This window comes from Gemella sp. GH3 (assembly GCF_013415425.1).
Lineage (GTDB): Bacteria > Bacillota > Bacilli > Staphylococcales > Gemellaceae > Gemelliphila.
The window spans coordinates 34,217-47,984 of record NZ_JACBYC010000083.1 but is presented as its reverse complement, the minus strand read 5'-3'; the positions used below and the strand labels follow the sequence as shown (position 1 = coordinate 47,984).

16 protein-coding genes and 1 other RNA gene are annotated in these 13,768 nt (G+C 27.1%); 12 read left to right on the top strand and 5 right to left on the bottom strand.

Translation table 11 applies throughout. From position 1 onward, the window contains the following. The first annotated feature begins 68 nt into the window (after positions 1 to 68). From lplA to srtB, 3 genes are read left to right on the top strand one after another with little or no spacing between them, the layout of a single operon-like run. A complete protein-coding gene (lplA, locus tag HZY83_RS02290) occupies positions 69 to 1,058 on the top strand; it encodes a lipoate--protein ligase (RefSeq protein ID WP_179942466.1) in 990 nt (329 codons plus the stop codon). Between the two features lie 17 nt (positions 1,059 to 1,075). Beyond that, entirely contained in the window at positions 1,076 to 1,396 is a 321-nt protein-coding gene (locus HZY83_RS02285; protein WP_179942465.1) for a YbjQ family protein, read from the top strand. Positions 1,397 to 1,431: 35 nt separating this feature from the next. Next, complete coding sequence (gene srtB / locus HZY83_RS02280; RefSeq protein ID WP_179942464.1) at positions 1,432 to 2,232, top strand: class B sortase, LPKTxAVK-specific; 801 nt, start codon at positions 1,432 to 1,434, stop codon at positions 2,230 to 2,232. A 44-nt stretch (positions 2,233 to 2,276) separates the two neighbouring features. Here srtB and pcp read toward each other — a convergent pair whose 3' ends face one another. Further along, complete coding sequence (gene pcp / locus HZY83_RS02275) at positions 2,277 to 2,921, bottom strand: pyroglutamyl-peptidase I (RefSeq protein ID WP_370520038.1); 645 nt, start codon at positions 2,919 to 2,921, stop codon at positions 2,277 to 2,279. A gap of 170 nt (positions 2,922 to 3,091) precedes the next feature. Here pcp and nrdG point away from each other — a divergent pair, with 170 nt between their 5' ends. Then, on the top strand, positions 3,092 to 3,670 hold the full coding sequence (gene nrdG, locus HZY83_RS02270; protein ID WP_370520037.1) for an anaerobic ribonucleoside-triphosphate reductase activating protein: 579 nt from the start codon (positions 3,092 to 3,094) through the stop codon (positions 3,668 to 3,670). A gap of 16 nt (positions 3,671 to 3,686) precedes the next feature. Here the strand turns inward: nrdG and HZY83_RS02265 are convergent, their stop codons facing one another. From HZY83_RS02265 to HZY83_RS02255, 3 genes are all read right to left on the bottom strand, one after another. Then, positions 3,687 to 3,968: a UPF0223 family protein gene (locus HZY83_RS02265; RefSeq protein WP_179942461.1), complete on the bottom strand. Its 282-nt coding sequence runs from the start codon at positions 3,966 to 3,968 to the stop codon at positions 3,687 to 3,689. Beyond that, complete coding sequence (locus tag HZY83_RS02260; protein ID WP_179942460.1) at positions 3,968 to 4,639, bottom strand: response regulator transcription factor; 672 nt, start codon at positions 4,637 to 4,639, stop codon at positions 3,968 to 3,970. Before HZY83_RS02260 ends, HZY83_RS02265 begins: the two co-directional genes overlap by 1 nt. A 254-nt stretch (positions 4,640 to 4,893) precedes the next feature. Continuing rightward, entirely contained in the window at positions 4,894 to 5,286 is a 393-nt protein-coding gene (locus HZY83_RS02255; RefSeq protein ID WP_179942459.1) for a VanZ family protein, read from the bottom strand. Between the two features lie 148 nt (positions 5,287 to 5,434). On the opposite strand from HZY83_RS02255, the gene HZY83_RS02250 reads away from it, so the two are divergent. The 3 genes from HZY83_RS02250 to HZY83_RS02240 all read left to right on the top strand — a co-directional run bounded on the left by HZY83_RS02250 (position 5,435) and on the right by HZY83_RS02240 (position 8,873). Further along, positions 5,435 to 6,817 (top strand): SLC5/6 family protein, encoded by a 1,383-nt coding sequence (locus HZY83_RS02250; protein ID WP_179942458.1) that lies wholly within the window; start codon positions 5,435 to 5,437, stop codon positions 6,815 to 6,817. After that, the gene (locus tag HZY83_RS02245) at positions 6,810 to 7,727 is read left to right on the top strand and encodes a metallophosphoesterase family protein (protein WP_179942457.1); all 918 of its coding nucleotides are present in this window, start codon (positions 6,810 to 6,812) and stop codon (positions 7,725 to 7,727) included. The genes HZY83_RS02250 and HZY83_RS02245 overlap by 8 nt, the downstream gene beginning before the upstream one ends. 249 nt (positions 7,728 to 7,976) lie before the next feature. Beyond that, positions 7,977 to 8,873, top strand: a complete 897-nt coding sequence (locus tag HZY83_RS02240) for a 1,4-dihydroxy-2-naphthoate polyprenyltransferase (protein ID WP_228098444.1) — start codon at positions 7,977 to 7,979, stop codon at positions 8,871 to 8,873. 81 nt (positions 8,874 to 8,954) lie between these two features. On the opposite strand, the gene HZY83_RS02235 is transcribed toward HZY83_RS02240, so the two are convergent. Further along, a complete protein-coding gene (locus HZY83_RS02235; RefSeq protein ID WP_179942456.1) occupies positions 8,955 to 10,619 on the bottom strand; it encodes an Rqc2 family fibronectin-binding protein in 1,665 nt (554 codons plus the stop codon). A gap of 129 nt (positions 10,620 to 10,748) precedes the next feature. Between HZY83_RS02235 and gmk the strand changes: the two genes are divergently transcribed. From gmk to HZY83_RS02210, 5 genes are all read left to right on the top strand, one after another. Continuing rightward, positions 10,749 to 11,369 carry a guanylate kinase gene (gene gmk, locus HZY83_RS02230; RefSeq protein WP_179942455.1) on the top strand — a complete coding sequence of 207 codons (621 nt, stop codon included), beginning with the start codon at positions 10,749 to 10,751 and terminating at the stop codon, positions 11,367 to 11,369. A 14-nt stretch (positions 11,370 to 11,383) separates the two neighbouring features. Then, positions 11,384 to 11,578, top strand: coding sequence for a DNA-directed RNA polymerase subunit omega (gene rpoZ, locus HZY83_RS02225; RefSeq protein WP_179942454.1), 195 nt, complete (start codon positions 11,384 to 11,386; stop codon positions 11,576 to 11,578). Between the two features lie 42 nt (positions 11,579 to 11,620). Continuing rightward, an RNA gene (rnpB, locus tag HZY83_RS02220) (RNase P RNA component class B) lies at positions 11,621 to 12,004 on the top strand. An 84-nt stretch (positions 12,005 to 12,088) separates the two neighbouring features. Beyond that, the gene (locus HZY83_RS02215) at positions 12,089 to 13,219 is read left to right on the top strand and encodes a THUMP domain-containing class I SAM-dependent RNA methyltransferase (protein ID WP_179942453.1); all 1,131 of its coding nucleotides are present in this window, start codon (positions 12,089 to 12,091) and stop codon (positions 13,217 to 13,219) included. A 36-nt stretch (positions 13,220 to 13,255) separates the two neighbouring features. Further along, positions 13,256 to 13,762 (top strand): RrF2 family transcriptional regulator, encoded by a 507-nt coding sequence (locus tag HZY83_RS02210; protein ID WP_179942452.1) that lies wholly within the window; start codon positions 13,256 to 13,258, stop codon positions 13,760 to 13,762. Positions 13,763 to 13,768 lie beyond the last annotated feature (6 nt).

Below are 13,768 nucleotides of genomic sequence, written 5' to 3'. Positions count from 1 at the left end.
GATGAATTTTATTAAATATATGTAAGCATAATTTAATGAAAATATAAATTTGTATAGAGGGGATGTATATGATATATATAGAAACAAATAGTAATGACCCTAAGTTTAATACTGCGGTTGAATTTTATGCTTTTAATGAATTAGCTAAGCAAGATGATGTTTTTATTTTATGGATTAATAAGCCTTGTATAGTTGTAGGCAAAAATCAAAATACCACAGAAGAGATAAATCAAAAATATTGTGATGATAATGGAATAGAGATTATCCGTCGTGTGAGTGGCGGAGGAGCTGTTTATCATGATTTAAATAATTTAAATTACACTATTATATCTAATGGGAGAAGTGGGGAAGCTTTTGATTTCAAGAGTTTTTCTCAACCGGTATTAGATGCATTAGATTCTTTAGGAGTTAGTGCTAGTTTTACGGGACGTAATGATTTAGAAATTGACGGAAAAAAATTCTGTGGAAATGCACAATATGTTCGTTCGGGTAGAATTATGCATCATGGCTGTCTAATGTTTGATGTAGATACTAGTGTACTTTCTGAAGCTTTAAAAGTATCTAAAGATAAAATAGAGTCAAAAGGTATTAAGTCGGTAAGATCAAGGGTAACTAACATTAAGAAGCATCTACCTAATAAAGATATGACAGTGATAGACTTTAAGACAGCTTTGAAAAAATATATGAATGATAAGTATGATATGGAAGATTATACTTTTAATGAAGAAGATTTAATTAGTATAAAGAAAATACAATCTGAAAAAAATGATTCTTGGGATTGGGTTTATGGTAAAAATCCAGAATTTAATATTAAACGAAATCGTAGATTACCTACTGGTAAGATAGAAGCAAATATTCAGGTAGACAATGGTATTATATCTAATGTTAAGTTCTTTGGAGATTTTTTTGGAGTTATGGATGTAGAAGATATAGCTCAAAAGTTAATAGGCGTTAAGTACAGTAAATTAGATGTAACAAAAGTTCTTGAAAATGTAGATATTAACTCTTATTTTTTAGGAGCATCTTTAGATGAAGTAGTAGGCATTATAGTAGATTAATAAAAGGGGGAATAACGATGTTAATTTCAACAACAAATAATATTCCAGGTATGGAAATAGTGGAATATAAAGGTTTAGCAACTGGTGAGGTTGTTTCGGGTATAAATTTTGTTAGAGATATAGGAGCTGGACTTAGAAATTTCTTCGGAGGAAGAAGTAGCGGTTATGAAAAAGAATTGATATCTGCACGTAACGATGCTTTAGAAGAATTAAAGAACAATGCTTTTAAATTAGGTGCTAATGCTGTTGTTGGTGTAAATATTGACTTTGAAAGTCTAGGACAAAATGGTTCTATGATTTTTGTTGCAGCAACAGGAACAGCAGTAGTAGTTAGATAAAGATAAATTAATAATATATAATAGGAGATTATGAAATGAATTTATTAAAAATTAATTTTAAAAGATTTTTTTCATTAGTAATTGTACTATTTTTAGCTATAGGTATAACTTTTACATTATCAGGATGTAGTAGTTCTGACAATAGCAGTAATAATAAATCTGAAAGTTCGTATAAAGTAAGCGAAGAAGAGAAAACTTATTTAAAAGATAAGTTTGATAATTTGTCTAGTATTAATAAGGATACTATATCTTATGTTTATGCTCCAGGTACAAACCTAGATGAACCTATAGTTCAAACTACAGATAATGAAACTTACCTTGACAAAACATTTGAGGGTGCTATTGAACCGCTTATGGGAACTGTATATATGGATATGGATAATAATAAAACATTTAATGACAAATTAACTTGGTTGTTTGGACATGCTCGCGGAAGTAAAGTTCCAGATAGTAGAATGTTTAACGATGTTAACTTTTATGATAAACAAAGTTATTTTGATGCTCATCCATATGTTGTAATAGAAACGCCAGAAAGAAAATATTATTATGAAGCAGCATTTTTAATTATTGTTCCAGAAACAACAGCGTTTTACAGAACTTCATTTGATAGTGATTCGGATTTTGCACAACAACTATCAGATGTTAGTAAAGATGCAACAACAAAGAGTAATAATATAAAGATAGATGCCAATGATAAATATTTAGTGTTATCAACATGTCGAGAAGAAGATGAGACTATTAGATCTAACCTTTATTTAAGACAAATTCCAGATAAAGAATTATCGGAATTTTTAGAAAAAAATAAAGATAAATTAAAATATGAAAAAACTAGATAATAAAAAAAGACTAATTTCTATTTTTAGAAATTAGTCTTTTCTTTTTAGAATTCGGTACCATAGGAAACATTAATATCATCAATATAAAAATAATCTATAGTTGTTTCTATTATTATTTCTATAGCAGTTATAATATTTTCTAAGCTCATAGAAGGATATGCTTTACCTATTTGTTCTGGTAAGAATGGTATGTGAATAAATCCTGTTTTAAAATTATTGTTTAACTGATTGGCTAAGTATAATGACTGGTACATTATATGATTACAAACAAAAGTTCCAGCGCTATTAGATATTTTAGCAGGAATATTATTTTCATTTAATTTAGTGATTATAGCTTTTATAGGTAGTGTAGAGAAGTAAGCATTAGCACCGTCTTCCTTAATTTTTTTATCTACAGGAGTATTTCCATTGTTATCTGGAATACGAGCATCATCTATATTTATAGCTACACGCTCAATAGAAATATTACTACTACCACCAGCTTGTCCTATACAAATTACTATATCTGGATTATGTTCTAATATTTCTTTCTTCAATACTTCTGCTGATAGTTCAAAAACTGTAGGTATAGTTTTAGTTATAATTTCACAATCTTTTATATGTTTAGGTAAGAGTTTAATTGCTTCTGCTGATGGATTTATTTTTTCTCCACCGAAAGGATCAAAACCAGTTATTAAAATTTTCATAATGACCTCCTAATATAATGTTATTATATGTAAATTAAATTTTTTAGTCAAGATATTGTTTGAATATTTAGTTATAAAATGATATATTAAAATAGTTATTAGGAGGTGCTGTTGTGTCGAGAGAAGAAAAATTTAAAACTATAATTAACAATATAGATTGTAATCAAAATTTGATAAATATAAATGAAAGTAATTTAAAGAGTTACAAATCTCCTAAGGAAGATTGGACTTCTAAAAAATATTCTAAGAATAAATTTGCAAGTTACAAACCGTTTCAATTTGTTGATGGTGAGGGAGTTAGATGTTCGATTTATCTTAGCGGGTGTCTATTTTCTTGTAAAGAATGTTTTAATGCAAGTATTCAAAATTTTAATGCAGGAAGTTACTATACTGATGAAGTAGAAGATAAAATTATTACAGATTTGAGCAGAAGTTATGTTCAAGGGTTGACTATTTTGGGGGGAGAACCTTTTTTGAACACAACAGTAGCTATAAAACTTTGTGAAAGAGTAAGAAAAGAATTTGGTGATACAAAAGATATTTGGGTATATAGTGGGTATACTTATGAGCAATTAATTAAGTCATCAGATAAAGATAAAATAAAATTGTTATCTTTATGTGATATTTTAGTAGACGGACCTTTTATTTTGGCGCTTAGAGATTTATCGTTAAAATTTAGAGGGAGTAGTAATCAAAGAATTATTTCTTTGAAGAAAAGTACTATAGAAAATATAGTTTTATATTTAGATTGAATAAAAAAAACAATTATTAGACTTTTATTCTAATAATTGTTTTTTCGTTTTTCATTTCTTTTGTAGTTAAGTAGCCATCATAGCCGGAAACTTTTTTGAAATCTTTTAGCATACTGTTTTCTTCTGATTTTGTTCGGACTACAGTTTTATATTTTTTATAAATTTTTTTATAGTCTTCTAATAAGACACCATCTAAGTAACATTGTTCAATAGTATTAAAGAAATCTATAATTATGGTTATTTCTTCAATTGAGTATATATCATAATCTATAGGATAGTCAAATTCTAAATTTTTCATTATGAAAGTGAATAACCTATCCCACGAATAGTTTTTAGATATTGATCACAGCCAACTTTTTTTAATTCTTTTCTAAGACCAGAAATATATACTTCAATAGCATTTATCGTTGTTTCTGAATTTACGCCCCAGACTCTATCGAAAATTTCTTCTTTTTTCAAAATTATATTGTTGTTAAGAACAAAGAAATACAACAAATCAAGATATTTACCTTTTATATTTTCTAAAACAACATCATTAAAAGAAGCAACTTCGCTTGTTAAATCCACTTTAAGATTTTTGTACGAAATTACAGCATTATCTTTTTTATTATTAAATCTTTGTAGCAAATTATCAACCATTATTAAGAAAGTCTCTTTACCGTAATTTCTAAGGAAATAATCTGCCATAGGGTATTCCATTATTTCTGTTTTATCATCTGTAGATTCAGTAAATGATATAACAACTATGGGAATTAACATATTATTTTTCTTTAGTTCTCTAATAATACCAAGAGCGTTCAATTTAGGTAATATACTGTCAGCTATAACTAAATCATAATGTTCTGTTTTAAGTTTTTCGATAGCTTCTAAACCATTACTGCAAATATCAGAAGTAAACTTTTCTTCTATAAATTTCTGGAATAAAGAAGCTAATAGTTTATCGTCTTCAACAATAAGAGCTTTTAACATTTTAGACCTCTTTCTATTTTTTATATTAAATATAATTATACATCTTTTTTTTTGAAATTACAAATAATGTGTTAAAAAAATATATTAAATATATATTTATTTGGAAAGTGTATATTTACATAATATGTTGAAAAATAGGTTTTTAATAACGTAAAACACATATGTTCTACTAAATTAAAGGTTAACATATTTGAATAAAAATAACAATATAAGTTATAAAAAACATAAATATATTTATTAAAATATTTTTATATTTATTTAGGAAGTTTTATATATATTTTATTTATGGATAGATAAAGTAGTATTCCTATAATTCCCCCTATAGAATCAATAAAAATATCTGTAATTTTAAAAGTACGTCCAGGGATTAATAGTTGATGTATTTCATCTGTAGTAGCGAAAAAAACTACAAACATAAAACTATAATATATAATTGACTTTTCTTTATTGATATGATTAGAGAGAAATACATTAGTAAAAAAGCTTAGTGCAGTATATTCAGTAATATGTCCTAATTTTCTAATTAATATATTGCTACTAATTTTTGAAGATTCTACTCCTGTCTGATGAGAAAAATAAATTATTATAGAACATATTACGATAATACATAATAATGATATATGTTTATTAAATATAATTTTTAACATTAATAGTTTACCTCAATAATGTAATATTTTATACTATTATATTATATTGTTGATAGGTAATCAATCTAATTAGTATTTACAATAATAATGTAATTTGTTATAATGCATAGTATCATTGTAAATTTATTAATTATTAGGAGGAATTATAATGAATTTATATACTGGTTATTTATTTTGGGGATTTTTGATTGTTTATGGATTGATAATGTTTTTATTATCTCCCAAAAAAGTAACAGATAAGGGATTTTTTGAAGGGGAGAGTAATAGTGGTAAGAAGCCAACGCAAATGATGTTAATGCTTAGTATTTTTATAAGTTGGATTTTTGCTAAATCTGTTACTAATGCAGCTAATCTAGGGGCTCAGTATGGATTTGTAGGAGGATTGGCATATGCAACTTATTGGTTATGTATTCCTTTAGCAGGATTTGCCATTTATAGATTACGTGTAAAGTACAAGGCTAAAGGCTTGGTAAGTTTTTTAACGTCTAACTATGGTAGAGCGGCAGCAGTAGCTTTTTCTGCAGCTATTTTAATTCGTTTATTTAACGAAGTTTGGAGTAATACATCTGTTGTAGGAGGTTATTATGGTAAATCTGGAAGTAAAGAATTTATAATTTCAGCAGTATTATTTACTGTTATAACACTGATTTATTCTATAATGGGTGGTTTAAGAAGTTCAATAGTTACTGATGTTATTCAAGCTATAATATTTATATTCTTTGTAGGATGGGTAGTATTATTAATTTTACCAAAACATAGCATCGGAGAGTTTGTTACTTCTGGATCGTGGGCTCTTGATGCTGGTGTAGATATGCTATTAGTAACAGTACTTCAATTATTTAGTTATCCGTTTCATGATCCTGTGCTTACTGATAGAGGTTTTATCTCAGATGAAAAAGAAATGGTTAAAGCATTTACAGTTTCTGGAATATTAGGATTTTTCTCAATATTAATTTTTAGTTTCATAGGTATTCATGCAAATTTAATAGGTATGGAATTATCTAGCAATGTACCAGCAGCGTTAGGGAAAACATTGGGAACAGCAGGATATTTTGCTATGATAGTAGTTATGGTTTCTGCAGCAGGATCAACTCTTGATTCAACTTTCTCAAGTTTAGGAAAATTAACTGCAAAAGAGTTGCCAGAAGTTGCCGGAAAATCAGGGTTAAATAATGCTAAACTTATAGCGATAATTACAATGATTATATTTGCTATATTAGGAAATTTACCTATGATTATGGGAACAGACATATTAAAAGCGACAACTATTAGTGGAACGATGGTAATAGGATTAGCACCAATATTTTTATTGCATGGAGTAGTAAAACCTACAAAAATAGGATTTCATTTGAGTTTTTGGTTAGGAATTATTTTGGGAATATTGCTAGTAATTAATGGTGTACCGAAAATTTTTGCAATAGGAAGTGGAAAACAAGCACTAACATTAGGTGTGAATTTTTATGGATTAATACTTTGTACTCTGTTATACGTGCTACCTAGCTTCTTTGTAAAAGGTACTAATAATGATTAAAGGTAGAAATTGTTCACTAAAATATATGCTACAAGAAAAGTGGGCAGAAAATATAGACATATTATCAGATAAACCTATCTATATTATAGGGGGATTATATGGGAATTATCAATCACTAATGAAAATAAAAGAGTTGGCTAATGAGGAAAAAGAAAATCCGTTATTAATATTTAACGGTGATATTCATTGGTTTGATGTGTATGAAGAAGATTTTCTTGCTATTGAAAATGATATAGAATCTTGTATAAAGCTTTTTGGAAATGTAGAATATGAACTATTAAATAAAGATAGTTTATTTGGCTGTGGGTGTAATTACCCAGAAAATGTTGATGAATCTATAGTAGAAAGATCTAATAATATTCATTCAATGCTCAAAGATAATATTACTGATGAAGGAATATTAAGAAATCTAAAAAATAGAAAGTTTACAATTTGTTTGAAATACTTAGATAAAAAAATTGCTATTACTCATGGAGATGAGAAGAATATGGCTGGTTGGCAATGTTCCAATGAAAATTTAAAAAAGTTTGATAGACAAAAAGAAATAGAACATTGGCTAGAAGATAACAATGTAGACATTTTGGCAACGACCCATACTTGCTTGCCTGTATTACTTAGCTTGGGAAATAAAGTTGTAGTTAACAATGGATCAGCAGGTATGGCAAATGTAAGAGATACTACATTTGGTCTTATTACTAGAATAGCTAATACTAAACATAAAGACGCTATAATTTCTCAAGAGGTAGATGGTGTTTTTGTAGAATTAGTAAAAATAGATTATGATATTACTGAATTTATAAATTGGTTTGATAATGTATGGACAATAAATAGTCCGGCCTCAATTTCTTATAGAAATAGAATAACAAATGGAACTAACATATCAATAGAAGATATAGTTATAACGAAATAATATAAATTTTAATAATTAATGCTTTAAAGATGATTAATAGTATTTTTGATCATCTTTAATTTTTATTATATTCTAAATCCCCAAAAATTTTTGAGTATATTTTAATCTTATGATGTTCTTAATATCTGACTATTAATAATAAATTTGTAGCTAAATTTTATTTTTTATGTTATTTATTAAGTATTTTTTAATTAAATGAGATATAATATTATGTGGTATTAATTAGAATTGGAATGGAAGGTGATTTTATTGAATAAATTAAAAGAGTTTTTATTATGTATTAGACCCCATAGTTTTCCTGCATCAATAGGTCCTGTTTTAGTAGGAAGTAGCTTCTCATTGAAATATGTAATATCTTTTAGTTGGTTTAAATTTGCCATATTTTTATTAGCTTGTATTCTTATTCAGGCAGGTACCAATTTATTTAATGAATATTATGATTTTAAAAATGGAATAGATAAAAAAGATTCACAAGGGATATCAGCTTCAATAGTTAATGAAAAACTTAAAACAAATGAAGTATTTCTAGGAGCCTGTGCAGTATACTTAGTGGCACTCATGTTGGGTATCTATTTGTCTAGTATAACTAGCCATTATTTACTTATATTAGGTTTAGTTTGTATGTTGGCAGGTTATTTTTATACTGGTGGAAAGAATCCTATTGCCTATACACCGTATGGAGAAGTAACTGCTGGCTTTTTTATGGGGACTGTAATAGCATGTATAGCATTTTATATTCAAACTGGTTTTGTAAATGTAGGTATAGTATTGATTTCATTGCCATTATTTCTTTTAATAGGAGCTATATTATTGTCTAATAGCATAAGAGATTTGGATAACGATAAGTTATCTGGAAGATATACGTATGCAATAAGTGTCGGAAGAAGGATAGCGATATTTACTCTAGCGTTATCTTTTGTATTAGTTTATATTCTTAATATGATTTATAGTATTACAAAAATAGGATCTGTTTATAATTTGTTGGTTTTAATTACTATTCCGTTAGCAATAAAAATAGTAAAAGGTTTCTTAGCTAATAATGATAAGAAGACAATGGCACCATATATGGTATTAACAGCGAAATTGACAATTTTAATTTCAATAATAATGTCGCTTGCTTATCTTCTTGACTATATAATAAAATAAAAGTTTGTAAGTACAGATATATTATTTCTAGTTATATTTATATATTTGTACTTACAAACTTTTTTGCTTAAAAAGCATTGATTATTTTTTGATTTGTTGTAATAATCTTTGGACTTTATAATTGTCAATTTCTACTTTTATAGTAGTTTGATTTGTATAACTAACCATACCTGGTTTAGCGCCTGGTATTTTTTTGACGTGTTTAATTTGTGTGTAGTCTACATTAACATATTTTTCATTTTTGTTTTTTGAAAAATACCCAGCTAAAATAGAAGCTGTCTCAATTTGATTTTTACTAGGATTGTCAGAGAAAATAACAACGTGACTTCCTGGGATATCTTCGGCATGAAACCAAAAATAATTTCTTTTAGCTAATTTATTAGTGATTGCATTGTTTTGAATATTATTTTTTCCTATATAGATATCAGATCCATCAATATTCAAAATACTATACTTAGTTTGTTTATTTTTTTTATTTACTTTCTCTTTAATATATCCGTAGTTTGTTAGCTCTTCTATAATTTCTTCAATATCGGATATGTCTGCATTATTTAATTGTACATTTATATTTTGAAAATATACTAACTCTTGCTTGCTAATTTCTATTTGAGTAGTTAAATTATCTACTGTTCTTTTGTTTTTTTTATGTTTATTAAAATATAATTCTGCGTTTTTTTCAATAGAAAGTGTGGAATCTAATTTTATCGTTATATTCTCTAAATCCTCATTATAAAAATTTTGAACTGTTATTTCATTAGGAACATAGTTTTTATATAAATAATTGTTTGCTAGAATTAAATTTCCTTTTAATTCATTGGTGTTGTTATTCTCTGCCTTAGTTATTTCATTTGTTAAAATGATTATTTTTTTTTCTAATTTGAATATTTTATTTTTTACGAATGTATATATTTTTTTATTAGAGTTTTTGTTAGTTTCATTTTCAAAGTTAGTTATGTTGTAGTAATAATCTAGTAATTGTGACAGATTATCAAAAGTTTCTTTTTCGTAATTTGAATCATAGATATCAAAGAAATAAAAGTCTTTTTTATTTTCGGTTATACAAGTAGGTTTATAATAATCTTCAAAGTTTTCACAAAAATCTTGGAATTTATATAAGTTATATTTTTTTTGTGAAAAGTAATTATTTAGATTGCTAGAAACCCCAGAAAAATTATTTAGTAGAAATTTATCGTCATTTTTATCGTAATATAAATCTTTATAATTTTCTATATTGAAAGGATCTAATTTTTTTTGAGTAGGAGGAAGTCTGTATTCAATATTTGCTACTGTAGAACGAGAATATTCTATATCATAACTGTTTTTTATTGCTTCTATAATTTTATAGTTATTATCCGTAATAATAATGTTAGAATGTCTTCCCATCAATTCTACTATTAAATAGTATATATGTTCATATCCTAGCTCATCATTATTTTTAATTTTCATAAAAATTATTCTATCATTATTTGTTTGCGAAAAATTTATTATATATCCATTGGTCAAGTATTTTCTAAGTACAGTGCAGAAATTTGAAGGATATTTTGGATTCTCATATTTATTATTAGTAAGATGTATTCTTGATTTTTGTGGATTGATAGAAATTAGTAATTTCTTTTTAGTGTTTTTTCTTATTGTAAAGATAATTTCGTTATTAGATATGTTATTTATTTTATTGATACGCCCATATGATAATTCATTGTTTAATTCAGTAATTATTTTTCTTGTGAAAAAACCATCAAAAGCCATAATTTTATTACCTCCCAATTAAATATATTCAGTATAACATATTATTAAAATTTATAGTATATATAGGTTTAAATTTTATATGTTTTATGATAATATATATAGATAAATAAAACTATAAAGGATATAACAATGATTGAGAAAGGATTATTAATTGTATTATCAGGACCATCAGGGGTAGGCAAAGGTACTGTAAGAAAAGCTATATTTGAAAATAGTGTTGATTTTGAGTACTCTATATCTATGACATCACGTAATAAAAGAGAAGGAGAAGAAGAAGGTATCGATTATTTCTTCAAAACAAAAGAAGAATTTGAGGCTTTAATCGAGCAAGGGGAACTTCTAGAATATGCAAAATATGTAGATAACTATTACGGAACTCCAGTTAAATATGTTCGAGAAACTATGGAAAAAGGAAAAGACATATTTTTAGAAATAGAAGTTCAAGGTGCTGAGCAAGTAAAAAATAAAATTCCAGAAGCATTATTTATATTTTTAGCTCCACCTAGTATTTTCGATTTAGAATGTAGACTTAAAGGTCGTGGAACAGAAAGTGAGGAAGTTATTCAAGAAAGGATATCTAAGGCACGTAGAGAAATTCAAATGATGCACCTATATGACTATGTTGTAGAAAATGATAAAGTAGAATTAGCTGTAGATAGAATAAAAGCTATTATAAAAAGCGAACATTTGAGACGAGATAGAGTTGAGATGAAATATAGAAGAGCATTGTTAGAGTTAGAAGAAGTATAATAAGGAGGATAAAAATGTTATACCCAAAATTAGATGTTTTAAAAGAAAAGGTAGATTCAAAGTATATGTTAGTATCACTAGCTAGTAAGAGAGCTAGAGTAATTTTTTCAGAACCAGAATCAAAACAGTTAGATAATTATGTTTCACATAAAGAAGTAGGAAAAGCATTAGAAGAGATAGCTGCTGGAAAAATAAATGTTTTAAAATAGTATCATATATGTTATAAATATGGTATAATTTTAAGAGTATTTACTTTTGAGTAATCGCGCTAATTTAATTTGGTGAGGAAAGTCCATACTCGCACTAGCTGAGATGCTAGTAGTGTTCATGCTAAATGAAACAATAAGTTTAGGTACTAATTTTAGTAACGGCAGACGATTTTTCCTAAGTGTTTGCATATGGAAAAATGTATCTTTAAAGTGCCACAGTGACGAAGTTTTTATAGAAATATAAAAAGTGGAACGCGGTAAACCCCTTGAGCGAGCAATTCAAATTTTGGTAGAAGCACTCATCTTGTAGAAATGAATATAGAGATGAGAAATAATTTATTATTTAGACAGATGATTACACCTATTTTTACGAGAGTTCTAGTTGCTCGTTATAGTAAGTATAGGAACAGAATATGGCTTATGATAAAGTAAATTGACTAGCAAGGCTCATTTGAGCCTTATTTTTATAATTTAAAAGGATTAATATTATAGTTAAGTTAGGAGAAAATAATGCAATATAAATTAGTAGCGACAACCCCTATGGGATTAGAATCAATAGTAGCAAAAGAAGTGCAAGAATTAGGTTATGAAACTAAAGTTGAAAATGGTAGAGTATATTTTTTAGGGGATAAACGTGCAATTGTACGTTCGAACTTATGGTTGCGTTGTGCAGATCGTGTTAAAATTGTTGTTGCTCAATTTCCTGCTTATACATTTGAAGAATTGTTCGAGAAAACTAAGGAGATAGATTGGGATAAATATTTACCAGAAGATGCTAAATTCCCTGTTGATGGACGTAGCCACAAATCCAAATTATTCAGTGTTTCCGATTGTCAGTCTATAGTAAAAAAAGCTATAGTAGAGAAAATGAAAAAATCATATAATGTAAGTGGTTGGTTAAAAGAAACAGGTGCTAGGTACCGACTAGAAATTATTATGCTAAACGATATAGCTACGATAGTTTTAGATACCTCGGGAGATGCACTACATAAAAGAGGCTACCGAGCTAAACAAGGGACAGCACCATTAAAAGAAACTTTAGCGGCGGCGATGGTAAAATTAACTAACTGGAAAGGTGATATTCCTTTTTATGATTTATTCTGTGGATCAGGAACTTTATTAATAGAAGCTGCAATGATGGCTCAAAATATGGCTCCTGGAATTAACAGACGATTTGATTTTGAAAAATGGCACTGGATACCCAAAAATTTAATAGAAGAAGAACGAAATAAAGCAGAAGAATTAATAGACTATGATAAAAAATTAGAGCTTTACGGATCAGATATTGATCCAAAAATGATAGAAACAGCTAAAAATAATATTGAAGAAATAGGATTAGTAGATGTTATTGAATTTAAGCAAATGACTGTCTATGATTTTGTACCTAAAAGAGAAACAGGATGTGTAATAGCTAATCCACCTTACGGAGAGCGTATTGGTGAGAAAAAAGAAGTAGAGAAAATGTATAAATTTTTGGGAGAACAATTAAAAGATCTTAGATACTGGTCATTATATTTATTAACATCTAACAAAATGTTTGAACATTTATACGGAAAAAAAGCTACAAAAAGACGAAAACTTTTTAATGGTTCTATAGAATGTACATATTATCAATATTGGGGAGAAAGAAAAAAGGACTAATAAGTTAATTTTTTCTATGTAAATAAGGAGAAAAAAATGCATTTAACAAAAAGTACAGAACAAGCAATATGTATAATGGTAATGTTATATTTTCAAGATAGAAGAATATATCTAAATTCCAAAGAAATAAGTGATCGTTTGGATATATCACCTACTTATTTGAAAAAAATCATGAGAAAATTAGTAGTTAATAATCTAGTAAAAGCTAGTACTGGAGTAGGTGGCGGATATAGATATAGAGAAAATAAAAAAGTTTCTTTATATGACATATATGAGGCAATAAATGGGCCTATAGATTTGTTTGTTTTAAAGACGGATTACATAGCTAGGATATTTAAAGGAGCAAAAGAGATAAGTAGAAGATACGAAGAGTACTTGTCTACAATATCAGAATTTAATAAAATATTAAAACAGTCATTGTTAAGCGTTACTATAGAAGATATTGCACGTAATATTTTACAAGAAAATTCGACAATTCGATTGGATTGGAATAATTGGCAAGAAGAATTTGAAAGAATATATAGTAAGTTAGAAAAAAAATAGAGGAGT